The sequence below is a fragment of the Streptomyces sp. NPDC060184 genome, from assembly GCF_042728795.1.
Taxonomy (GTDB): domain Bacteria; phylum Actinomycetota; class Actinomycetes; order Streptomycetales; family Streptomycetaceae; genus Streptomyces.
Window position 1 is genome coordinate 138972 of the sequence record NZ_JBHWYX010000009.1, and the last position, 21919, is coordinate 160890.

Annotated in this window: 22 protein-coding genes and 1 pseudogene; 5 read left to right on the forward strand and 18 right to left on the reverse strand. The window is 70.8% G+C overall.

The window, feature by feature from the left end:
- Positions 1–190: 190 nt before the first annotated feature.
- Positions 191–1156: a LysR substrate-binding domain-containing protein gene (locus ACFWEE_RS08675; RefSeq protein WP_386887629.1), complete on the reverse strand. Its 966-nt coding sequence runs from the start codon at positions 1154–1156 to the stop codon at positions 191–193.
- A gap of 133 nt (positions 1157–1289) precedes the next feature.
- Between ACFWEE_RS08675 and ACFWEE_RS08680 the strand changes: the two genes are divergently transcribed.
- Positions 1290–1844 carry a peroxiredoxin gene (locus ACFWEE_RS08680; protein WP_327177728.1) on the forward strand — a complete coding sequence of 185 codons (555 nt, stop codon included), beginning with the start codon at positions 1290–1292 and terminating at the stop codon, positions 1842–1844.
- Between the two features lie 12 nt (positions 1845–1856).
- A complete protein-coding gene (locus ACFWEE_RS08685; protein ID WP_327177727.1) occupies positions 1857–2390 on the forward strand; it encodes an alkyl hydroperoxide reductase in 534 nt (177 codons plus the stop codon).
- Between the two features lie 173 nt (positions 2391–2563).
- Here ACFWEE_RS08685 and ACFWEE_RS08690 read toward each other — a convergent pair whose 3' ends face one another.
- A complete protein-coding gene (locus ACFWEE_RS08690; RefSeq protein ID WP_386887631.1) occupies positions 2564–3676 on the reverse strand; it encodes a helix-turn-helix transcriptional regulator in 1113 nt (370 codons plus the stop codon).
- 161 nt (positions 3677–3837) lie between these two features.
- Here ACFWEE_RS08690 and ACFWEE_RS08695 point away from each other — a divergent pair, with 161 nt between their 5' ends.
- A complete protein-coding gene (locus ACFWEE_RS08695) occupies positions 3838–4236 on the forward strand; it encodes a VOC family protein (protein WP_386887633.1) in 399 nt (132 codons plus the stop codon).
- Positions 4237–4484: 248 nt separating this feature from the next.
- On the opposite strand, the pseudogene ACFWEE_RS08700 reads toward ACFWEE_RS08695, so the two are convergent.
- The 7 genes and pseudogenes from ACFWEE_RS08700 to ACFWEE_RS08730 all read right to left on the reverse strand — a co-directional run.
- Positions 4485–5909: pseudogene (locus tag ACFWEE_RS08700) on the reverse strand (AI-2E family transporter); the annotation flags it as partial.
- A gap of 171 nt (positions 5910–6080) precedes the next feature.
- Complete coding sequence (locus ACFWEE_RS08705; protein WP_386887635.1) at positions 6081–6800, reverse strand: lytic transglycosylase domain-containing protein; 720 nt, start codon at positions 6798–6800, stop codon at positions 6081–6083.
- Between the two features lie 413 nt (positions 6801–7213).
- Positions 7214–8530, reverse strand: a complete 1317-nt coding sequence (locus ACFWEE_RS08710) for a PhoH family protein (RefSeq protein WP_386887637.1) — start codon at positions 8528–8530, stop codon at positions 7214–7216.
- 484 nt (positions 8531–9014) lie between these two features.
- On the reverse strand, positions 9015–9776 hold the full coding sequence (locus ACFWEE_RS08715; protein ID WP_386887709.1) for an isoprenyl transferase: 762 nt from the start codon (positions 9774–9776) through the stop codon (positions 9015–9017).
- 726 nt (positions 9777–10502) lie between these two features.
- Positions 10503–10940: a hypothetical protein gene (locus ACFWEE_RS08720; RefSeq protein WP_386887639.1), complete on the reverse strand. Its 438-nt coding sequence runs from the start codon at positions 10938–10940 to the stop codon at positions 10503–10505.
- Between the two features lie 86 nt (positions 10941–11026).
- Positions 11027–11863, reverse strand: a complete 837-nt coding sequence (locus ACFWEE_RS08725) for a methyltransferase domain-containing protein (protein WP_386887640.1) — start codon at positions 11861–11863, stop codon at positions 11027–11029.
- A gap of 122 nt (positions 11864–11985) precedes the next feature.
- On the reverse strand, positions 11986–12900 hold the full coding sequence (locus ACFWEE_RS08730) for a prepilin peptidase (RefSeq protein ID WP_386887642.1): 915 nt from the start codon (positions 12898–12900) through the stop codon (positions 11986–11988).
- A 204-nt stretch (positions 12901–13104) separates the two neighbouring features.
- Here ACFWEE_RS08730 and ACFWEE_RS08735 point away from each other — a divergent pair, with 204 nt between their 5' ends.
- Positions 13105–13482, forward strand: coding sequence for a DUF192 domain-containing protein (locus ACFWEE_RS08735; RefSeq protein ID WP_386887644.1), 378 nt, complete (start codon positions 13105–13107; stop codon positions 13480–13482).
- Between the two features lie 56 nt (positions 13483–13538).
- On the opposite strand, the gene ACFWEE_RS08740 is transcribed toward ACFWEE_RS08735, so the two are convergent.
- Both ACFWEE_RS08740 and ACFWEE_RS08745 read right to left on the reverse strand, forming a co-directional pair.
- Entirely contained in the window at positions 13539–14096 is a 558-nt protein-coding gene (locus ACFWEE_RS08740) for a hypothetical protein (protein ID WP_386887645.1), read from the reverse strand.
- A 388-nt stretch (positions 14097–14484) separates the two neighbouring features.
- Positions 14485–15135: a hypothetical protein gene (locus ACFWEE_RS08745; protein WP_386887646.1), complete on the reverse strand. Its 651-nt coding sequence runs from the start codon at positions 15133–15135 to the stop codon at positions 14485–14487.
- Positions 15136–15461: 326 nt separating this feature from the next.
- Here ACFWEE_RS08745 and ACFWEE_RS08750 point away from each other — a divergent pair, with 326 nt between their 5' ends.
- Positions 15462–16022: a hypothetical protein gene (locus tag ACFWEE_RS08750; protein ID WP_386887648.1), complete on the forward strand. Its 561-nt coding sequence runs from the start codon at positions 15462–15464 to the stop codon at positions 16020–16022.
- A 151-nt stretch (positions 16023–16173) separates the two neighbouring features.
- On the opposite strand, the gene ACFWEE_RS08755 is transcribed toward ACFWEE_RS08750, so the two are convergent.
- From ACFWEE_RS08755 to ACFWEE_RS08785, 7 genes are all read right to left on the reverse strand, one after another.
- A complete protein-coding gene (locus ACFWEE_RS08755; RefSeq protein ID WP_386887650.1) occupies positions 16174–16824 on the reverse strand; it encodes an OmpA family protein in 651 nt (216 codons plus the stop codon).
- Between the two features lie 8 nt (positions 16825–16832).
- On the reverse strand, positions 16833–17441 hold the full coding sequence (locus tag ACFWEE_RS08760; protein ID WP_386887652.1) for a hypothetical protein: 609 nt from the start codon (positions 17439–17441) through the stop codon (positions 16833–16835).
- A gap of 29 nt (positions 17442–17470) precedes the next feature.
- On the reverse strand, positions 17471–18076 hold the full coding sequence (locus ACFWEE_RS08765; protein ID WP_386887654.1) for a pilus assembly protein TadG-related protein: 606 nt from the start codon (positions 18074–18076) through the stop codon (positions 17471–17473).
- Positions 18076–18306 (reverse strand): hypothetical protein, encoded by a 231-nt coding sequence (locus ACFWEE_RS08770; protein ID WP_386887656.1) that lies wholly within the window; start codon positions 18304–18306, stop codon positions 18076–18078. Before ACFWEE_RS08770 ends, ACFWEE_RS08765 begins: the two co-directional genes overlap by 1 nt.
- Before the next feature lie 249 nt (positions 18307–18555).
- The gene (locus ACFWEE_RS08775) at positions 18556–19599 is read right to left on the reverse strand and encodes a response regulator (protein ID WP_386887658.1); all 1044 of its coding nucleotides are present in this window, start codon (positions 19597–19599) and stop codon (positions 18556–18558) included.
- Positions 19600–19613: 14 nt separating this feature from the next.
- Positions 19614–20984: a sensor histidine kinase gene (locus ACFWEE_RS08780; RefSeq protein ID WP_386887660.1), complete on the reverse strand. Its 1371-nt coding sequence runs from the start codon at positions 20982–20984 to the stop codon at positions 19614–19616.
- 41 nt (positions 20985–21025) lie between these two features.
- Positions 21026–21913: a DUF5936 domain-containing protein gene (locus tag ACFWEE_RS08785; protein ID WP_386887662.1), complete on the reverse strand. Its 888-nt coding sequence runs from the start codon at positions 21911–21913 to the stop codon at positions 21026–21028.
- Positions 21914–21919: the final 6 nt, after the last annotated feature.

The window sequence follows — 21919 nt, forward strand, 5'->3', positions numbered from 1 at the left end:
GGGGGCGTGGGGGGGGGGGTGGGGTGGGCGGGGGCGTTGGGGGGGGGGGGCGGTGGGGGGGGGGGGCGGGCGGTGGGGGCGGCCGCGGCGCGCGGGGGTCCACTCCTCCCCGGCGGCCGTCGGCCGTACCCGCGACCGCACGGGTGCCCGCTCCCCTTCGGCCGTCGGCCGTACCGGCGACCGCCCGGGTTCACTCCTCCCCGGCGGCCGTGATCCGTACCGGCAGCACGGCCATCGCCTCGCGCAGCGCGGCGGCGAACTGGCCGAACTCCTCGTGCCGGGCGGTCCCGGTCCGCATGGCCAGCGCGACCCGCCGCGAGGGGGCGGGGTCGGCGAAGCGGGCGGTGGCGAGCGCCGGGTTACGGGCGGTCTCCACGGTCACGGCGGTGCGCGGCAGCAGGGTCACCCCGAGGCCGCCGGCGACGAGCTGCACGAGGGTGGAGAGCCCGGCGGCGGTCGTCGTCACCGGCGCCCCGTCCGTACGCCCGGCCTCCCGGCAGATGTCCAGCGCCTGGTCGCGCAGGCAGTGGCCCTCGTCGAGCAGCAGCAGCGGCAGGCCGCGCAGCTCCTCGCGGGGGAGGTCGGCGCGCCCGCCGAGCCGGTGGTTCCGCTCGGTGACCAGCACGAAGTCCTCGTCGAAGAGCGGCAGCTCGGTCACCCCGGGGTGACCGAGCGGCACGGCGAGCAGCAGCAGGTCGAGCCGTCCGGCGGAAAGCCCCTCCAGCAGCGAGGTGGTCTGCTCCTCGTGGACCTGGAGGTCGAGTTCGGGGTACCGGTCGTGGACCAGGCGCAGCACGGCCGGCAGCAGGTACGGGGCGACGGTCGGGATCACCCCGAGCCGCAGGGTGCCGGTGAACGGCGCCCGTACCGCTTCGGCCTCCTCGACGAGCGCCCCGACCGCGTCCATCACGGCACCGGCGCGGAGCGCGAGGCGTTCGCCCGCCGTCGAGAGCAGCACCTTGCGCGTCGTCCGCTCGATGAGCTGGACACCGAGTGCCTCCTCCAGCGAGGAGACGGCCCCGGAGAGCGCGGGCTGGCTCATCCCGATCGCCGCCGCCGCGTCCCGGAAGTGCAGGTGCTCCGCCACGGCCACGAAGGCGCGCAGCTGCGAGAGGCTGGGCTGTTTGGTCCTATTGCCCTGGATTGCCTGAGCCACTGATAGGTACCTCCGATCATCGGCACCGAGTGTAGCTATTTCCGCGATCAATGCTCTCTGTGCCAAGGTGGAGCCAGTCCAACCCTCCAGGAAGGCCCCCAAAAGGGGAATTCCTGACCTGCTAGGAGATCGTGTGCTCACTGTCGGTGACAAGTTCCCCGAGTTCGACCTGACCGCCTGCGTGTCGCTGGAGAGCGGCAAGGAGTTCGCTCAGATCAACCACAAGACCTACGAGGGTCAGTGGAAGATCGTCTTCGCGTGGCCCAAGGACTTCACCTTCGTGTGCCCGACCGAGATCGCCGCCTTCGGCAAGCTGAACGACGAGTTCGCCGACCGTGACGCCCAGATCCTCGGCTTCTCCGGCGACTCCGAGTTCGTGCACCACGCCTGGCGCAAGGACCACCCGGACCTGACCGACCTGCCCTTCCCGATGATGGCCGACTCGAAGCACGAGCTCATGCGCGACCTCGGCATCGAGGGCGAGGACGGCTTCGCACAGCGCGCCGTCTTCATCGTCGACCAGAACAACGAGATCCAGTTCACGATGGTGACCGCCGGTTCCGTGGGCCGTAACCCCAAGGAGGTCCTGCGGGTCCTCGACGCCCTGCAGACCGACGAGCTGTGCCCGTGCAACTGGACCAAGGGCGAGAACACCCTCGACCCGGTCGCCCTCCTCTCCGGCGAGTGAGCTGATACCACCATGGCACTCGACGAACTCAAGTCCGCCATACCGGACTTCGCGAAGGACCTGAAGCTGAACCTCGGTTCGGTGATCGGCAACAGCGAGCTGCCGCAGCAGCAGCTCTGGGGCACCGTGCTCGCCTGCGCGATCGCCTCGCGTTCGCCGAAGGTCCTGCGCGAACTGGAGCCGGAGGCCAAGGCCAACCTCTCCGCGGAGGCGTACACCGCCGCGAAGTCGGCCGCCGCCATCATGGCGATGAACAACGTCTTCTACCGGACCCGGCACCTGCTGTCGGACCCGGAGTACGGCAACCTCCGCGCGGGTCTGCGGATGAACGTCATCGGCAAGCCGGGCGTGGAGAAGGTCGACTTCGAGCTCTGGTCGCTCGCCGTCTCCGCGATCAACGGCTGCGGCCAGTGCCTGGACTCCCACGAGCAGGTGCTCCGCCAGGCCGGCGTGGACCGCGAGACGATCCAGGAAGCCGTGAAGATCGCTTCGGTGCTCCAGGCCGTCGGCGTCACCCTCGAAGCCGAGGCCGTGCTCGCCGAATAGGACAGCGGTACCTTGTACGAGAAGGACCCCGTGGACGACCGACCGTCCGCGGGGTCCTTCTTCGCGTGCGCGCTGTTCGCTCTCCGGGCACGCTTCCGCGCTCGCACGGTGCGCCCGGTTCCTGTCGTGGGGTGCGCGCGGTTCTTGTCGTACGGTGCGCGCGCTCGCCCGGATCAGGTGCGGCGGGCGCGGGCGGCGAAGCGGTCGGCGAACGCGACGACGAGAGCGCGCAGTTCGTCCGGGCGCTCGACGGTGAACGGCCGGTCCAGCGAGGCGAGTAGCGGGGGCAGCCAGTCGAGCCGCTCCGCCCGCAGCTCGACCCGGTGCCAGCGCTCGGCCTCCGGGGCCGGAGCCGGGGCTGTGCCGGTGCCCGCAGTCCCGTCCGTGTCCCCGTCGGTCCCGTCCGTGCCCCCGTCCATGGTGCAGTCGGTCCCGTCCATGTTCCCGGCGGTGCCGTCCCCGCGCGGATCCGTGGGGAGTTCGTCCAGGCTCGCGACGGCTGCGGGGAGACGGGCGCGGATCTGCTCGGCCGTACCGTGGATCCGCAGGGTCACCCGGTGCCGGTACTCGGCGGCGGCGAACCCGGCCAGAAGTCGCTCCGCGGGCTCGGGCCCCTCGGGTGCCTCGAACGAACCGGGCAGGGTCCTCGCGTCGGCGACGCGGTCGAGCCGGAAGGTCCGGTCCTCGCCGACCCCGGGGTCCGTGCCGGTGACGTACCAGCGGCCCGCGTGGGCGACGATCCCGTACGGATGCAGGCCGCGCTCGCCGCACCGTCCGTCGCGCCCGGTGTACCTGATCGAGAGCGGCCGACGGTGGCGTACCGCGTCGGCGACGGTGAGCAGGACCCCGGCGTCCGGAGCGGCCGGCTCGCCGGGCGGATCGGTGAAGGCCAGGGCCTCCAGCACCGTGGCGAGCCTGCGGGCGACGCGCTCGGGCAGCACCCGGCGGATCTTGGCGGCAGCCGTCTCGCCCGCCGTCCCGGCCGCCGTCCCGCCCGCCGTCGTCAGCCCCGTCCTGCGCCCGGCGATCAGGCCGAGCAGCACGGCGAGCGCCTCGTCGTCGCCGAACATGAGCGGGGGCATGCGGTAGCCGGGGCCGAGCCGGTATCCGCCGTAGCGACCGCGCACCGTTTCGACGGGCACGTCGAGGTCGATCAGATGGTCCACGTACCGCCGCACGGTGCGGGCGTCGACCCCGAGCCGGCCGGCCAGCTCGGCGGTCGTCCGGACGCCGCCCGACTGCAGCAGCTCCAGGAGGGTGAGCACTCGACCGGCGGGGCGGGACATGCCCGGAGCCTAACGCGAGCCCCGTGAGCCCTGTGCGTCCTGATGCATCTCGTGCATCTCGTGCATCTCGTGGATGTTCCGCTCCGATACCGGACCGGTTCTGTCCGGTATCGCTTCTATCGTGCGAAGGGCAGAGCTTCCACCGTCCCAGGGAGAACACCATGGACCTCGCATCGATCCGGATCATCACCGGCGACCTCTCGCGTCTCGTCGCGTTCTACGAGAAGGCCACCGGGGTGACGGCGACCTGGTCCACCGAGGACTTCGCCGAGATCAGGACCTCCGGCGCCACGCTCGCCATCGGCAGCACCCGCACCGTGCCGCTGTTCGCGCCGGGCTCCGCCCGCCCCGCCGCGAACCACAGCGTGATCGTCGAGTTCCTGGTCGAGGACGTGGACCGCGTGTACGGGAACCTCACCGGCTTCGTCACCGACTTCGTCAACGAGCCCACCACGATGCCCTGGGGCAACCGGTCGCTGCTCCTCCGCGACCCCGACGGCACCCTCGTCAACTTCTTCACGCCCCTCACCCCGGAGGCCGTCGCGAGGGCCGCCCGCTGACGTCCCCGTCACGCCCGGGGGCGGTCCTCTCCGCTTCCGGGTACGTCGTCCGCTCCGATTACGTTGTCCGCTCCGGGTACGTCGTCCGCTCCGGGAGGCGTGTCCCCGTCCTCCGAAGCGGTGGTCCCGTCGGCCGGACCGCCGGCACCCGGCGGCGTACTGCCCGGCTCCGTGGCGCCCGGCCCTGAACCGCCCGCCTGCGTACCGTCCGTCCGCGTACCGTCCGCCTGCTTACCGTCCGTCCGCGTACCGCCCGGACCGTCCTCGCCGCCGCCCGGGTACGACTCGTCGTACCTGTCCTCGGGCGGGGTGCCGGGGGCGGGGGTGGGGGCGACGTGGAGCGCGGAGGCGCCGTGCGGTTGCGGGGCGTGCCGCTGGGCCTCCTGGCGGCTGTACGACCGCAGGTAGCCGACCACCGTGTTGGTGACGGCGACCAGCGGCACGGCGACGACCGCGCCGCCGATGCCCGCGACCATCCCGCCGGCGGCGACGGAGAGGACCACGGCGAGCGGGTGGACCCGCACCGCCCGGCCGAGGATGAACGGCTGGAGGATGTGCCCCTCGATCTGCTGCACCGCCAGCACCACGATCAGCACCATGAGGGCGGTGAACACCCCCTCGGTGACGAGCGCCACGACCACCGCCAGCGCCCCGGAGACCACGGCGCCGACCAGCGGGACGAAGGCGAAGAGGAAGATGAACACGGCGAGCGGCACCGCCATCGGCACATCGAGGAAGTAGATCCCGAGACCGATGAAGATGGCGTCGATCAGCGCGACGATCACGGTGCCCCGCACATAGGCGGTGAGGGTGCGCCAGGCGCGCGGTCCGGCCCCGGCCACCCCCGGGCGCGCCTGGGCGGGGACCAGCTTGAGGGTCCACTGCCAGATCCGCTTGCCGTCGTAGAGCAGGAAGAGCGTCGAGAACATCGCCAGCAGCATCCCGGTGAGGAACTCGACCATCACCGTGACGCCCTGGAGGCCGGCGGAGGTGATCTCCTCGGTGTTGGTGCCGATGGTGTCGCTGAGGTTCTTGGCGATGTCGTTGATCTGCGACTCGGTGACGTGGAACGGGCTGTCGAGCAGCCAGCGCTTCAGCTCGTCGATCCCGTCGCGGACCTTGTCGGAGAGCGTGTCGAGGTTGTCCATCACCTGCCAGACGACGAACCACCCGACCAGCCCCATGATGACGAAGCCCAGGACGGCGGTGACCGCGGTGGCCAGGCCGCGCGGCAGCCCGTACCGCCGCAGGCGCACCACGGTCGGCTGCAGCAACGCCGTGACCAGCAGGGCGGCCACGAAGGCGAGCACGACGAGCTGGACGGCGCTGATGACGCGCATCAGCACCCAGAGGGTCCCCGCGAGCACGAGCAGCCGCCAGCCGGCCTCGGCGGCGACCCGCATGCCCCAGGGGATGGCGGCCACCGGATCGGGCCGGGCGGCGACCTGGGGCGCGTAGGCGGGCGGTGCGGGAACCTGGGCGGTCGCGTCCGGGGCGCTCCGCGCGGCCCGGGCGGAGGCGGCGTGATGCCCGGAATGCGCGGAGGCGTGCGCGTGGCCGTGCCCGGACTCGGCCTCCTCGGCCTCGGCTCGCTGCCGCCGCTCGTCCAGGCGGGCGGCCAGGTCCGTCAGTTCGGCCCCGACTCGTCCGAGCCAACCGGGCAGTTTCGACATGCGTGGGCCCTCTCCCCCGTGGGTGTGCACCGACCGTCTACCCCCGAACAGCCGGAATGCGACCGTACATGGGCAACGTGTCGCACCACGCACGATGCCCCGCACCGTAGGACGGTGCGGGGCATCGGGAGGTTGCGCGGCGGGCTGCCGGCGCGGCCCGGTACCAGCGGCCTAGTACCAGCTGTTGGCCTGCCAGAACGACCAGGCACCGCAGGGGCTGCCATAGCTGGCGTTCATGTAGCTGAGGCCCCACTTGATCTGGGTGGCCGGGTTGGTCTGCCAGTCGGCGCCCGCGGACGCCATCTTGGAGCCCGGGAGCGCCTGGACCAGGCCGTACGCGCCGGAGGAGGCGTTGACCGCGCGGTAGTTCCACGTCGACTCGTGGTTCACGATGTTGCTGAAGCACTGGAACTGGTCGGCGGGGATCATCTGCCGGGCGATCGCCTGGACCTCGGCGACGCTGTACGAGCCCTGGGCGGCGAACGAGGTGGCGTCGCGGACGGCCGAGCGGCTGGCGCGCTCCTCGGCGTCCTTGGCCTCCTGGGCCTCCTTGGCTTCCTTCTCGCGCTGCGCCTGGTCCTCGGCCGCCTGCTTCTTGGTCTTGGCGTCCTTGGCGGCCTGCAGGCGGGCCGACTCCTCGGCCGACTTCTTCGCGGCGGCGTCGGCGGCGGATGCCTGGGCATCGGCCTGCTGCGTCAGCGAAGCGGTCTGGACCTGGGCCTGGTGGCCCACGGGGATGTCTGCGAGCAGCGTGGTGTCGGCTGCGGTCGCCTCGAAGTTGTTGTCGTCGACAGCGGGAGTGCTGCCCGAAGCAACGCCTACGACGGCGCCAACGGTGGTGACCGCGGTGGCTGATGCCACTGCGAACCCCCGGACCGAGATCCGGCTCACACGGTGTCCTTCCAGCATCGCCCGCTTAGGTGACCTCGCGGGCGCGATCGTGCCCTCTGACACTGGCCTCCCTACTGCTTGGGTCACGGGAGGCACGGGCCCGGTGGGCGACTTCCTCGCGGAAGTGCCGCGTAGTGCTCGCGGGCGGCATACGGAGATCGGTTGTTGAGTTGTGTGGTGCTGAGCGCCTCGGAAGGTGCCCGGTTTCCGTATGCGGGGCCTGACGGAAGCAAGACTCTGCCGGACGAGGACGCCGGGAAGCAATTCTCTGTTGCGTGGGAAAGCTCACACGCCGTTTACGCCACCCGTTTGACGGAAATGACGGCGCGACATGAAGACGCCCGGCTAAGCTGCTTCGCTCGCCGGGCGACCCTCAGGGACATGCGGGACAGTTCACCGAATCTGTCGTTGATCTATCCCTCTTCGAGCATTTCGGTCACCAGTGCGGCGATCTGTGAACGCTCGGAGCGGGTGAGTGTCACGTGGGCGAAGAGCGGATGACCCTTCAGCTTCTCCACCACGGCGACCACGCCGTCGTACCGGCCGACTCTGAGGTTGTCCCGCTGGGCCACGTCATGGGTGAGCACCACACGGGAATTTGCCCCGATACGGGACAGAACGGTCAGCAGGACGTTGCGTTCGAGGGACTGCGCCTCGTCGACGATCACGAACGCGTCGTGCAGCGAGCGGCCCCGGATGTGCGTGAGCGGCAGGACCTCCAGCATCCCGCGCCCCAGCACCTCCTCGATCACCTCGCGCCCGGCCACCGCCGAGAGCGTGTCGAAGACGGCCTGCGCCCAGGGGCTCATCTTCTCGGCCTCGCTGCCCGGGAGATAGCCCAGCTCCTGCCCGCCGACCGCGTACAGCGGCCGGAAGACCATCACCTTCTGGTGCTGGCGGCGCTCCAGGACGGCTTCGAGGCCGGCGCAGAGCGCCAGCGCCGACTTGCCCGTACCGGCCCTGCCGCCGAGCGACACGATGCCGACCTCCGGGTCGAGCAGCAGATCGAGCGCGATCCGCTGCTCGGCGCTGCGGCCGTGGATGCCGAACGCCTCCCGGTCCCCGCGCACCAGGCGGACGTTGCCCTGCGCCGTGACCCGGCCGAGCGCCTTGCCCCGCTCGGACTGGAGGACGAGCCCGGTGTGCACCGGGAGTTCGGCCGCCTCGGGGACGTACAGCGTCTCCTCGGAGTACAGCAGGTCCACCTGCTCCCCGGAGAGCGGCAGTTCGGCCATCCCGGTATGGCCCGAGTCGGTGATGGCCAGCTCGGCGCGGTACTCCTCGGCGAGCAGCCCGACCGAGGACGCCTTGATGCGCAGCGGCAGGTCCTTGGAGACGACCGTGACGTCGTACCCCTCGGCCTGGAGGTTGCGCGCCACCGCGAGAATCCGTGAGTCGTTGTCCCCCAGCCGGTAGCCGGCGGGCAGCACGCCGGGGTCGGAGTGGTTGAGTTCGACACGGAGCGTGCCGCCCAGGTCCCCGAGGGGGATCGGGGCGTCGAGCCTGCCGTACCGGACGCGGAAGTCGTCGAGCAGGCGCAGGGCCTGCCGGGCGAAGTAACCGAGCTCCGGGTGGTGCCTTTTGGCCTCCAGCTCCGTGACGACGACGATCGGCAGCACGACTTCGTGCTCGTCGAAGCGCGTCATGGCGTTGGGGTCGGCCAGCAGGACGCTGGTGTCGAGAACATAGGTGCGCCTGTCGGGCATGCGGCGCTTTGAGCTGGTCACCACGGAAGGACGTACCCCCTCGGACGAGGTCGGGGAGTGCGACGGACGTCGCGGAACTTCCCGGAGGAAGAGGACGGACCGGGTTCGGACCCGAATGCGCGGGCCGAACACCGGCCCTCCGCGTCGGACGTACGGTGCGTACGGTCCTTCGTGTGCAAAGGGCCTCCCGGGTGGACGGTCCGGTGGGCCGCCCACGTGATGCGACGTCCGCCTGGTTGCTGACCGGACGTCGACCTGTCAGGGATATTCCCTCGAACGCCCGAAGCCATGCCACGGGTTGTGCCACCGTCCCGGGACGCCCAGGTGGACACGTGGCAACCACCGGCCGACGGGCGGAGGACCGCCACGAGGGCGCCCCCGGTCGGCGGGGACGCCCTCGTGGCGGTGGCGCGTACGTATATGGCGCGTACGTATATCGCGTACGTATATAAGGAGTGGGCGCTCTGCCGGTGGTCCCGCTTGCGGGCGGCTCCGGGGGCCGGGTCGCTCAGGCGCCGTAGCGCCGGTGGCGGGCCGCGTAGTCGCGGAGCGCGCGGAGGAAGTCGACCTTGCGGAAGGCCGGCCAGAAGACCTCGCAGAAGTAGTACTCGGAGTGAGCGCTCTGCCACAGCATGAATCCGGAGAGCCGCTGCTCACCGCTGGTACGGATCACCAGGTCGGGGTCGGGCTGACCGCGGGTGTAGAGGTGCTCGGAGATGAGGTCGGTGGAGACGACCTCCGCCAGCTCCTCGAAGCTGGTGCCCTTGTCGGCGTGGTCCAGGAGCAGCGAACGCACGGCGTCGGCGATCTCCTGGCGGCCCCCGTAGCCGACGGCGACGTTCACGATTATCCCGTCGATGTCGGCGGTGGCCTGCTCCGCCTCCTTGAGGACGAGCTGGGTCTGGGCGGGGAGCAGGTCCATGGTGCCCACGTGGTGGACCCGCCAGCGGCCGTCCGAGGCCAGGTTGCTCACGGTGTTCTCGATGATGCCGAGGAGGGGCTTCAGCTCGGCCTCGGGGCGGTCGAAGTTGTCCGTCGACAGCAGCCAGAGGGTGACGACCTCGACATCGGTCTCGTTGCACCAGCCGAGCAGCTCGGAGATCTTGTCCGCGCCGGCCTGGTGCCCCTGCACCGCCGAACCACCGGACGCCTTCGCCCAGCGGCGGTTGCCGTCGAGGATGACCCCGATGTGCTTCGGCACCTGTGAGTGGTCCAGCCGGCCTTCCACCCGGCGTGCGTAGAGCCCGTACACCAGGTCGCGCAAGTTCACTGAGTTCACCCTCTCGGTTCCGTACGGGTCATCGGCCCGCCCGCCCCTGTCACAGGGGTACGGGGACCTCCCCGTGGGGGTTCGCCGCCATGTCCGCACGGCCCCGCGCGGACGAGTGCCGCGCCGCGCGCCGGCATTCCCCGAAGCCGTCACATTACTGCGGGAAGGCGGCACGGGCCCAACCCGGTCTGTCACAACTCCGCGAAAAACAGAGAAATGTGAGCACTCGCCCGCCTCTCGTACCACCGTGTCGCGCGGCGACTCCGGGGAGTACCGGGCCCGCGCCGGAGGCCCCGGCAGGGGGTGGGAGGCGTAGTGCGGAGGGCGTCATGCGGGGAGGCGTAGTGCGGGAGGGGAGTCGGCGGGGACACCGCCCGGGCACCCTGGGCCCCGGACCTCCCAAAAAAATCGGGCCGGTCCGTGGGGGGGATACGGACCGGCCCGAGGGGGGGAGCTCCACCCTAACCCTTCGTGAGCGTTTTCGCCCGCCGCGCCACTCCACAACTACTCTCCGGATTCACCGAACTCCGTTCCGGGCAGGGAATCCGGCATTCCGGGGCGTGTGGGGCGCCTGGGACGGGCAAGGGGGCGTAACGGGGCGGGCACCGGGGCGTACCGGGGCGGGGGCCGGGACGGGTCGGGGCCGGTACGGGTCGGGGCCGGGTATCGGTTGGTTCGACGTCCGGATCGGGTTCGAGACCGCTACCGGTTGGTTCGAGGCCGGTTTCAGGCCGAGTGGAAGCGGATGACGAGCGCGTCCCCGGCGGTGACCACGAAGTCGCCGTTCTCACAGTGGATGACGGCCTCGCGCACCTCGTCGCTCTCGTCCCGGCTCTCCCGGGCCCCGGTGACCGTCCAGCCTCCCCCGTACGGTGCGGGCGGCACGCTGTTCAGCGGGCCGTGCACCCACAGCCCGGCGGGCACGCACCATTCGGGCAGCCTCGGCCAAGTGCCGGCCGTCACCCGGAGCGTCCGGTCCGAAGCGCAGGTCATCAGGACGGACCGCTCGTCCGCGAGGACGAACTCGACCGCTTCGGCGCCGCCTGCCCGGCCGTCCGGGCGGTAGAAGACACCGTGGACGCCGATGATCCGGGCGCCCCGGAGCCAGTCGGACCTGCCCGAGCGGTGTCGGCCGGCTGTCCCCCCGGACTGCTCGCTCCCCACGACACGCTCCCTCTCTCCGTACAACTCGTCCAGGATCGCACTCTGCGGTACAAGACGGCACAAGGGGAGGGAGGTTAACGATTTCCTCACCGAAAGCCGTTCCACGGGGCGCTTGTCGGCCTGCGCGCCTCGATCAGGAAGCGCGTGGTGCGGGCGGTGAAAGGGCCCTCGGCCTCGATCCGCCGGTGCAGCGACTCCAGTTGTGGCCGGTAGGCGTCGACGGTGAAACCCGGCACCATCCAGATGACCTTGCGGAGGAAGTAGACGACGGCCCCGATGTCGAAGAACGCGGTGTCCAGCGACTCCGACCGGAGGTCGGTCACCACGAGCCCCGCCGCCTCGGCCTCGGCGCGGGCCCGCTCGGGGTCGCGCGCGGCGTACGCCGAGGGCGGCAGTGGGCCGAGGAAGTGCTCGACGAGCTCGAAGACGCTCGCGGGACCGACCTGCTGGGAGAAGTACGTGCCCCCGGGGGCCAGCACCCGGGCGATCTCCTGCCACCACGTGGTGACCGGGTGTCTGCTGGTCACCAGGTCGAACGCGCCGTTCCCGAAAGGCAGCGGCGGCTCGTCGGAGTCCACGACCACCACCGCCCCGCGCGGGTGGAGCAGGCCGGTGGCGCGGGCCACGTTCGGCGGCCAGGACTCGGTGGCCACCATGAGCGGTGGCAGGACGGGAGCCGAGGCCAGTACCTCGCCGCCGCCGGTCTGGATGTCGAGCGCGGCGGTGGCCCGGCCGAGCCGGTCGGCCATCGCGCGGGCGTACCCCCAGGAGGGCCGCTGCTCGGTCGCCCGCCCGTCCAGCCAGGAGAAGTCCCAGCCGTCCGTCGGCGCCGCCTCCGCCTCGGCCACCAGCGCGGCGAACCGGTCGGCGGACGCCCCGGTGAGGAGCGGGGAGGAGGCGGGGGTTTCGGGCTGCTTCGGCATGTCCGCAGGGTCGCAGGAGAGCGCGGCGACCGCGAACGGTTTTGAGATCCTGCGCCTTGGGGTTCGGCCGTCGGCTTCGGCAGCCGGCTGTACCGTCGCCCCGACCTGCCCGTGGCCGGGCGTCACAGGGCACCCAGGAGGACGCCGGTCAGCGCGCCCGCGATCATGAAGGGGCCGAACGGGATGCCCGTACGACGGTTCGCGCGCCGCAGCACCAGAAGCCCGAAGCCGTACGTGGCGCCGAAGAGGAACCCGGCGAACCCGCCCGCGACCAGCACGGGCCAGCCGTACCAGCCGAGCACCACGCCGAGGGAGAGGGCGAGCTTCACGTCGCCGAAGCCCATCCCGTTCGGGTTGATCAGGTAGAGGAGCAGGTAGAAGCAGCCCAGCGCGGCCCCGCCGAGCAGCGCCCCGGTCCAGGAACCGACGTGCTCCGGCAGCAGGGCCGCCGCGCCCAGGAGGACGACGGCGGCTCCGGCCAGCGGCAGGGTCAGCTGGTCGGGCAGGCGGTGGACCCGGTGGTCGACAGCGGCGAGGAGCACGGCGACGGGAGCGAGCAGCAGCCAGACGGCGAGCTCGGGACGCGCCCCGGTCGCGGCAGCCAGCAGGGCGCAGGCCAGTGCGGTCACCACGGGGAGGGCGAGCTGCGGCGCATACGGGGTGGGGGTGGGGGTGCTGCCCGTGGAGCTCGCCGGTGCCGTCGCGCTCGTCGTGCCTGCCGTGGACGTCGTGGACGTCGTGGACGTCGTGGACGTCGTGGACGTCGTGGACGTCGTGGACGTCGTGGACGTCGTGGACGTCGCTCCCGTCGTGGTCGACGTGGCCCGTGTGGTCGTCGTGCAGGCCGGGCAGCGGGCAGGGCCCAGCCAGCCGCGGCTGGGGCCGGTCGCGGGGAACGGGTGCCCGGCGGGACAGGAGTCCCGCCACTTCTCCTCCGGCTCCACCGAGAACCGGTACGCCGCACGCGGGATCAGCAGTCCGGCGGCGGTGCCCCAGACGGCGGCGAGGGTCACGACGGCGATCCAGGTGGCGTCCACGGACCGACCCTAATCGCACTCCCCCGCACGGGTCTTGGGCCCGAGGGCCCACTGACGGGCCGCCCAGTCCGCGCCCACTCAGTCCTTGCCCACTCAGCCCTTGCCACTCCTCGTTGCCCACTCCTCGTTGCCCACTCGGTCCTCGCCCGCTCGATCTTGCCCGACAGGGCACGCGTCCTTCCGGCGGGCGCTACGGTCGGCCCCATGGGCAGATGGCGTGATGGCGACGGAACACTGACCGTGGGTACGGGCGGCGAGGCACGGGTGGTCCCGCTGCGGGTGGCGGCCTCGTACCGGGCGCGCACCCGGGGGCTGCTCGGGCAGGACGGCATCGAGGGTGCGCTGCTGCTGACGCCCTGTTCGAGCGTTCACACCTTCCGGATGCGGTTCGCCATCGACGTGGCCTACCTGGACCGGAAGCTGAACGTCGTCGCCGTCCGCACGATGAAGCCGGGCCGCCTCGGCCTGCCCCGGTTGCGCGCCCGCCACGCGGTGGAGTCGCAGGCCGGTGCGATGGCGGGCTGGGGACTGCGGCCCGGGGTCCGGGTGACGGTGGACCGGGCGGGGCCGGACGGTGGCTGACCTCCCTTAACGGAACTCCCGTACGGAACTCCCGTACGGAGAAGGAATTCGGCCCCTCACGGGGCCGGCGGGAGCTTCTCGGCCTGTGCGGTGACGAGAGCGGGCGGGATGGCGGGGACCCTGCCGTCCAGGTAGTTGGCCGCACTGAAGACGACCACGGCGGTCGCGCTCCGCACGACGGTGAACACCAGCGGGCTCGACTGCCCGCCTCTGCCGCACATCATCCGGAACGCCACCGCGTCCTGACCGGCGCGCGGGGCGGGCAGCGCGGATACGGCGGTGTACCCGGCCGGCCCGTCACTGCCCCGGGTACGAAACCCGTCGGCGCAGACGGCGACGGCCCGCCGCACCCGGCGCAGGAGCGACGCGGCGGCGCCGTCGTCGGCGTACGCGGCCAACAGCACGGTCACCACGGTCTGATCGTCCCGTCCGGCACGGGACACGTCGACGGCGGTCCGCAACACGGCTGCGGTGGGCGCCGGTTGAGGATCGAGGTTGACCAGGTCGACGAGCGGGGCACAGGCGGGGGCGTCGGACCGCTCGGTACCGCGCACCTCCTCGTACCCCAGGGGCGCTATCTCGTACCCCTTCAACTCGCCGCTGCGCAGCACCATTTCGTCCGGTGTGGAGACAAGCGATCCGGCACGCACGACGGTTCCGAGGGCAGGCGGGAGAGCCGGGACCGCGGGGCTCCCGCTCGCGCCCCCCGGACGCGAGGTCGCCCGGTCGACCCCTCCGCCACCGCCCGGTGCGCAGGCACCCACCAGCAGACAGAGCACGACGGCGAGAAAACCGACCGCCCTTTTCCCGGGCCGACTTCGCATGCGCCCACCGTCCGCCCTCTGCTCGGCACACCCGCTTCCGCGGCGCCGCGCCCTGTTCATCCCGTCCGCCGCCCTCCACCCTGCACGCCGCGCGTTTCGTCCGCATGTCACGGACGGCCGGGCGTTGAACGCCGCACGGACGGCGCCCCTCCACCACACGATCCAGTGGTGCGCGGGATCACGCGGAGCGCGGCAGGCCACCCCTCTTCCGACCCGCCGGGCGGGGTACGTGGACCGCCGGACCAGGTGCGTGGGACGTGCACCCGGTGACGGCCAGGGCCAGCCGGTAGCGCCCCTCCTCCGCCGCCTTCGCCCGTAACGACGCCAGCGCCCCCGGCAGCTCCCCCGCACGCAAGGACATGATCAGCGACACGTCGCGGTTCTGTGCGCCGTCCTCCTCGGCCGGGAGCCGCTTCGCCCCATGAAAGTACAACTCCCGCGCGAAGTCCCGTGCGAAGAAAGACGGTTCCACCGCACCTCCTGGTCCACCACGGCCCTCGGGGCTGGCGGCCAGGACCAGCGCGGAGTACAGCGCGCGGGCCCCGGTCCTCGCCAGCACGTCAAGCCCGGCGACGGCTCCGGGACCGTGCAGTTCGGGCAGCGCGTGCAGGTGCCGGAGCAGCCCCGGGACCGCGACGGGCCGCGGGTGGGGACTCCAGAGCACGTCCACGGCGGCCCGGCACGCCGCCAGGTCGTCGGCCCGTCCGGCGAGGTCCAGGGATCGCAGGAGCACCACGGAGGTGCGTTCCGCACAGGCGGCGGCGAAGGCCCTGGCTTGCGGGAGGGTCCCCAGGAAGACCAGGCTGCGCACACTTTCCAGCACTTTCACGGCAGGTTCCCGTCGGCGTGCGGCCGGCACCGTGGGGGGAGCACCGGATCGCTGTCTCGTGATCTACGGATCCGACGCTAACTCCCTTACGGGGCTGAGTCTTGGGCCCCTGGGCTCAGCGGGGGCCCATTGATCCACGCGACGGGAAAGCCCTCGTGGGGACGGCTTCGGGTGGGCGGTCCCTGGTCGTTGCGTACACGCGACGTCAACAGGGTTCGTGCGCCGTCGGCTTGGGCCCCGGATGGGGGCCGTGGACCCGTGCCGAGGGACGGCTCGCCGCCTACTCTCACGAAGGGGCCATGGCGTACGCCGGGAAGGGGTGGACCGTGAGCAGTGACAGCTCGGGCCGAGAGCGGGGCAACGCAGGTGCCGCGCCACGCACCCCACTGTTTCTCCCCCTGGTCCGCAGCTGGGTGGCGGGCGCGCTCGTCCTCGTCGCCGCCGGCTTCATGGTCGGCCGGGCGCTGGAGGTGACGCTGGGCACCCCGGAACGCCTGGAGAGCTTCGGCTGGCGGCTGGGGCTGCGGCACGTTCCGAGCCTCGCCGTCACCGCCCTGGCCGTACTGGCGGCAGCCCGGCTGCTCCCCGAAAGACTTCGGGCGTCCCGGATGCTGTACCCGCTCGGCTGCCTGGCCGTCCCGCTGGCCGGGCTCGGCCACGGCTACGCCGTCTCCTGGGGCTGGGACCTGGCGGACATCGAGGGCCTTCTGATGCCCGCCGCCTCGCTCGTCACCGGCGCCGCCGCGGCGATCGCGGTGGACCGGCTGCTGGAGGAGCGGGCCACCGCACCCGTTCCGCCGTCCGCCTACTCGTCCGCGTACGACCGGCGGCACCACGGTGGCGGCCGGACGGGCGGCCACGACTGGCGGGCCCGGGGCGATCGGTGAGGACGGACCGGGCGGGGCTACGGACCGGACGGGGCGACGGACCGGGCCGGGACGGCCGAGCTGGGCGGGACGGCGGACCGGGCCGGGACGGCTGGAGCCCGGGTCACGAGGTGCTCGCGACCCGGGCCCGGCGGTTCAGCCGATCAGCACCTCAGGAGGTGGCTCCGCGCGGGAAGGAGACCTCCACGCGCCGGTTCTTCCTCCGGCCCTCCTCGGTGCCGTTGTCCGCGATCGGGTACTCCTCGCCGTACCCGCGGATCTCGAAGGTGACCTCCGCACCGAGCTGCTGGGAGAGCACCGCGTGAACGGCCTCCGCGCGCTGCTTGGAGAGCACGTCGCCGTGGGCCGCGGAGCCGAGGTTGTCGGTGAAACCGAAGACCCGGATCTGGGTGGCGTTCTGGTTCTTGATCTCGGCCGCGATGGCCGCGATCCGCGCGTTCGCCTGCGGGCTGAGCTTCGCGCTGTCCTTGCCGAAGAGCACCTCGGCCTGGAGCGCGAACTTGATGGACTGGTTCGAGTCCTCCCGCCGCTCCTCACCTCCCATGTCCTCGACGACCTGCACGATGTCGAGAACCTTGCCCGGGGCGAGCGTGCCGCCCTCGGGCATCCGGAGGTCGGGGTCGTTGGCGTCGAGAGGGACAGGCGCTTCGGAGGTGGCCTCGGTGCCGGGAGGAACGGAGGGCCCGTCGTCGGCCAGGGCGGGCGTGCCGCCGAACAGGGTCACACCGGCGATCAGCATCACCGAGGCGACGGGGACGGCCAGGTGCCGTCGCCGTGCCGGGGTCAGTCGTGTGTCAGCCATCCGCGCACTCACCCGGAGATCTTGAGGGACGTGGTGGCGAAGGTCGGCAGGGTGAAGTCGACCTCGGTGGTCGTGGCGGGCGGGGCGGGGAACTGCATGAAGATGGGGATGGACGCCCCCACCACCAGCGGAGCGATCCCGGTGGTGCACAGACAGCGGCTCTCCGTGTCGCGCAGAACGTAGTAGCGCTTTTTCCCCGTCTTGTCCACCAGTGTCGCGCCGGCGACAGAGTTCGGGTTGCTCCCGCTGACCGAGGACTCGATGCCCGCCCACCCGCTGGAGTTCTGGACCCTGTCGCTCACATTCTTGATCTCTCCCTGAACTGTCAGGAAGCCACCGGAGTCGCGCACCACCTGATTGATGACCAGGGTCGTTCCGCGTCCACGGACCTCGGCGAGCTTCACATCCGGGTCCACGTTCTCACCGGCAGCAGTGTCCTGCTGCCCCCCCTTGTCTTCCGAGGAGGGAGTGGCGGAGGCCGAGACCGGGGGCGCGCCCTCCTCCGTACCCCCGTCGCCCTCATCACCGCCACAGCCGGAGAGGACGAGGACGAGAGCCGCTGCAGCCGAGACAGCCGCCACCGCCCTTCGGGATGTGATCGCGCGCCGAATGCTCATGGGTCGAATCCTCTACTCGTCGTTCGCTGTCATCTGTCGACCAAGTGCACGTCGAAGAGAATTTTGCTCACGCTGGACCACGGAGGAGGGCTGCTTGGCCTAATCTCGGCCATCTTTCCGTCGCAAGTGAAGAAGTAGATGTCTTGGACCCCGTCTTCGTTGAGATCCACCGATCTCCAGTCGCACCGAAACTCGACGATGGCGGTGGCCTTCGTCGTCGCTCGGGTCCCAGCGGATCCTGGCAGGACGGACGAGTCCACCGCCCCGTTGCCCTTCACCTTGGTCGTGATGGAGTCGCGGAGCCCACCCTCATGGGGTTCGCAGCTGGTGAGCGTTGCGTCGTTGTCCGAAGCGAACCTAGGAGCGGAGAGACACCCGGCAGCGACAGGGGACTGACTGAGGAAGATCCCGAGCGAATCGGTCCACAGAGCTTGAAGGAACGGAGCTTCGAACTGTTCCCGGGCAGACTGCGCGGCGGCGAGAGCAGAAGCGTCCGCTGCACCTTGCGCCTCGTTACGAAGAGCGGACGCCTTACCCACGGCGAAGAAGGCCAACGCGAGGAAGAGCAGGCCCCCCACCATCATGATGTAGATGGGGAAAGCCTGCCCTGCATCGGGGCGAGCATCACGACGCATTACTGAGTGACGATCGAGTCCACCAGGTTGGTGATCCTCGTGCTGATCGCCGAGCCGATGCCCGTGGCGATGATCGCACCGATGATCGCCACGACGACCAGGATGATGCCCAGGTACTCGAACGCCGTCTGCCCCCGGTCCTTCGCCGCGTACCGCTTCCGGATGGCGGAAACCGCCGTGCCGGCCCAGCCGTTGACGCGGACAGCGGTCTTCAGGGTGATGTTCGACATGGTGGTGGTCCCCTCCTGGTCCGGTCGGCCGCTTGCCGGCCGACCCGCACACTGCCTCACTGCCGCCTCCAGTACCGGCTTCCTCCTGGCCGGTCCCATCGGCGACAGAAGCAACATACGGCGTGAGCACCTGCTCCCCGGAGGGCCCCAGGACCCATTTTCGGGCCCAAACGATTCTGTCTGCAGGCATGTTGCTCCCCGCTCGCAACCGGGGAAGCCCAACCGCCCGGGGTGCTCTCCGACCACTCCTCATGAGCGCGGCTCCCACTGCGGACCACTGCTTGCGGACGGGGCCGTACCGAGCCAACGAGCTATGGCCTCGCTGCGACTCCGGCTGCGCAGCTTGGTGAAGATGCGGTTGATGTGATTCTTCACCGTCTTCTCGCTGATGAAGCAGACGGCGGCGATTTGCTGATTACTCATACCGGAAGCAATGAGCTCCATGATCTCCACCTCCCTCGAACTCAGGCCGTGCTCAGACCGGTTGCCCGGTTTCGGCAACTTCTCATCCCCCGAGAACTGTCCCACAGGCGGTTGCAGTTGCGAAACCCCTTCTGTTCGCTTCGACTGGGGCAGCATCACGGGCAACTCCCGCCCTGCGCCCGGCGGGCCCTTTCTCTCCCCCTCCGCCTTCGGCAATGGCCCGGAAGCCGGCACAGCCCCAAGGCCATCGGGCAGAGGGGGGCGCTGCGACGAAGCGCCCTGACGCACATGGGCCAGGAGGGCGTTGGCCGCTGTGGCGGTGAAGCTGGCTCTCCCGTCCTTCGTGTCCCGCACCGCTGCCACGAGCTGGTCGGCCGTGAACTCGCCGTGCACCAGATAGCCGCCGGCACCCAACCGGAGCGCCTCCCGCACGATCTCGCTCTCGCGGCTGTACGTGAGCATCAGCACCGGGGCGATCGGCACCAGATACGGAAGGGCCGAGATGCCGTCCACGCCCGGCATCCGCACATCCAGCAGAAGGACGTCCGGACGCTCGGACAACACCATCTCGTACGCCTGCCTCCCATCCGTCGCCTCGGCCACCACCTCGATGTCGGGACGCCCTGAGAGCAGGGCTCCGAGGCCGGCCCGGACCACCGGGTTGTCGTCGGCCACCACCACTCTCAACACCGCGGGTGGGGGTGCGGCAGGGAGCGGGGGGAAGGGTGACTCGACCTCGGTTGTTGCGGAGCGATGACCAGCGGGGTGTTGCGACGTGTTCGGACCCGAGCGGACGGGTGCGGTGTGGTCCGTCTCGCCTCTCCTCTTCGGAGTGTGGGAGCCCTGCGCACGTGACATGTCGTCCGGCATTCTGCGACCTCCTGTCAGGGACTCTCGGATGCATGCATGGGACGGGGTGCGGGCCGGGAGGAATGCGGTTGCGGTCTCTCCGGCCCCGCGGTGGTGTCGAGAGCGACAAGTGGCAGCTCCAGGCGCACTTCGGTGCCCCGGGCCTCCCTGCCTCTGCCGATGCGAAGGCGAGCACCGATCGAGGCCGCGCGCTCCACCATGCCCACGAGGCCGAAGTGCCCTGCCTTCCGCAGGGTTTCGAGGGTGGTGCCGTCCGGCAGCCCACGTCCGTCGTCGTACACGCTCAGACGCAGGACGTCACCCTTCACACCCGCCAGGACGACGAGACAGGTCGGGTCCGCGTGCCGCTGGGCGTTCTCCATCGCTTCCGAGACGACAGTGAGGAGCTGCCGGGCGACCGCGGGGGGAATCGGCGGCACCGGAAGGTCATTCAGAGGACGGAAGGTGGCGGTCACGGCACCTCGTTCCGCGAAGTCAGCTGTACGCGCCTGAAGTTCGGCAATCACATCGATACCGTCGTCCAAGTCCGATTGACGCCGCAGATCGGTGAGGAGCTCGCGGGACTCGGCAGCCGCGCGCCTTGCGGAGCGGGCGACGAGCTCCGCCTGGCTCCTGATGGTGAGCGGGTCCATCCTGCCGGCCGAGCCGGCAAGACCTTCCGCCGCCAGGGCCAGACCGTGCAGAGTCTTCGCCACGGAATCGTGCATCTCTCGCGCAAGGCGGGTGCGCTCGCTCTCGACCGCTTCGCTGACGGCGAGCTTCGCCCTGGCCTCGGTGAGGGCCTGGCTGGCGGTCCCGAACCGGAGCAGCAGATTTCGCAGGGTGACACCGACCGCGCCGGCGATCACGCAGAACCCGGGAAGGAGAAGAACGCTCGCGTCGCCCTCACCCCGCAGACGGGGGACCGTGTTGTACACGCCGAGGACGATCACGATCTGCAGCGCCGCGAAGACCGCGGAGCCCCGCCACCCGTAGACCAGTCCGGCCAGGAGCGGTGTGCACACCGTGACATAAGCGAGCGTCGACTCCGGGGTGGCCGTGACCAGCAGCAGTGCCCCGAGAGAGACATCCACTCCGAGAATCCACCGGTGACGAAGCAGCTGCGGGCCGAAGCGCTCCCAGTCCCGGAAGAGGACGTACGACCCCATGAAGGTGACGAGGATGGCCCCACCGATCAGCCACATGGCCGCCCCGGCAGCTGTGTGTCCGATGGCAAACGGCGTGGCGATCGCGATCATCGCAAGGCGGAAGCCGAAGACCTGTCGGCACATGGCCTGCAGGGCGTTGACCTGAATGGCCAGTGCGGGGTGCGCCCGGGGCTCGTCCGTGGAGTGGGAGAGCCCGGCGGTCCAGGTGCGCCAACGTTCCCCTTGTTCATGCGGCACTGGTCCACCTCGTCTCCCCCACCCAGCCACGGGCTCTCATCTCATCCGCCGGTCACGAAGCCGAAGTCGACGTTTGCTCCGTAAAGGAACCCGACCGTCAGCAGAACGAGCGTCCCCGGCAGGAGGAACGTCGTCACGGCGAAGGTCGCCTTGGGCACGGCCCGGGCCGCCTTCCGGCGGGCGTTCTGCGCGTCGGTGCGCCGCATGTCGTTGGCGATCTGGATCAGCGTGTCGACGATCGGGGCACCCAGCTCCTCACCCTGCTGGAGAGCGGTGACGAACATGGCGACCTGTTCGGAGTCGTTGCGCTTGCGCAGCTCGTCGAAGGCTTGGCGCCTGCTGACACCCATGTCCATCTGCCTCAGGGTGATGCGGAGTTCGTCAGCCCAGGGCCCCTCGTACTTCTCCGCCACCCGGCCCAGTGCCTGGCGGAACCCGAGCCCTGCGGACACCACCACCGCGAGGACGTCGAGGAAGTCCGGGAGTGTGCGCTCGATGTGCTCTCGCCGGGCCCGGACCGCCGACCAGATGCCCGCCTCCACCCAGAACAGGCCGAAGCCCACCATGAGCAGGGCGAAGAACACCTGGCCGCGCAGCAGCATGGCGAAGGCGCCGAGGAGGCCGAGCGCGCCGTAGACCGCGCGCCGGGCCGCGTAGCGGTCGATGGTGAGGCCGCCGGGGTTGCCCGCCATGTCGATCTGGCGGCGCTTCTTGTTGACGGCCTTCTCGCCCATCATCCGCAGCACGGCGGGGGCCCAGCGCATGCCGAGCCGGTCGATTCCGGAGCCCACGGCGTTGGTGCGGGTGGCGCCCACTTCGAGGGCGATGGCGAGGTCGGTGGGCAGCTTGGCGTCGGCCCGGTACATCCGGTAGCCGTAGAGGATGCCGTAGACGGCGAGTCCCATGCCTGCGGCGAGCAGCAGATCCATGTCCGT

Bases quoted from the DNA above. Each gene is read 5' to 3' on its own strand.
- ACFWEE_RS08685 (WP_327177727.1), top strand. From the start codon at position 1,857: ATGGCACTCGACGAACTCAAGTCCGCCATACCGGACTTCGCGAAGGAC.
- ACFWEE_RS08690 (WP_386887631.1), bottom strand. From the start codon at position 3,676: ATGTCCCGCCCCGCCGGTCGAGTGCTCACCCTCCTGGAGCTGCTGCAG.
- ACFWEE_RS08695 (WP_386887633.1), top strand. From the start codon at position 3,838: ATGGACCTCGCATCGATCCGGATCATCACCGGCGACCTCTCGCGTCTC.
- ACFWEE_RS08725 (WP_386887640.1), bottom strand. From the start codon at position 11,863: ATGCCGAAGCAGCCCGAAACCCCCGCCTCCTCCCCGCTCCTCACCGGG.
- ACFWEE_RS08735 (WP_386887644.1), top strand. From the start codon at position 13,105: ATGGGCAGATGGCGTGATGGCGACGGAACACTGACCGTGGGTACGGGC.
- ACFWEE_RS08740 (WP_386887645.1), bottom strand. From the start codon at position 14,096: ATGGTGCTGCGCAGCGGCGAGTTGAAGGGGTACGAGATAGCGCCCCTG.
- ACFWEE_RS08755 (WP_386887650.1), bottom strand. From the start codon at position 16,824: ATGGCTGACACACGACTGACCCCGGCACGGCGACGGCACCTGGCCGTC.
- ACFWEE_RS08760 (WP_386887652.1), bottom strand. From the start codon at position 17,441: ATGAGCATTCGGCGCGCGATCACATCCCGAAGGGCGGTGGCGGCTGTC.
- ACFWEE_RS08765 (WP_386887654.1), bottom strand. From the start codon at position 18,076: ATGCGTCGTGATGCTCGCCCCGATGCAGGGCAGGCTTTCCCCATCTAC.
- ACFWEE_RS08770 (WP_386887656.1), bottom strand. From the start codon at position 18,306: ATGTCGAACATCACCCTGAAGACCGCTGTCCGCGTCAACGGCTGGGCC.
- ACFWEE_RS08775 (WP_386887658.1), bottom strand. From the start codon at position 19,599: ATGCCGGACGACATGTCACGTGCGCAGGGCTCCCACACTCCGAAGAGG.
- ACFWEE_RS08785 (WP_386887662.1), bottom strand. From the start codon at position 21,913: ATGGATCTGCTGCTCGCCGCAGGCATGGGACTCGCCGTCTACGGCATC.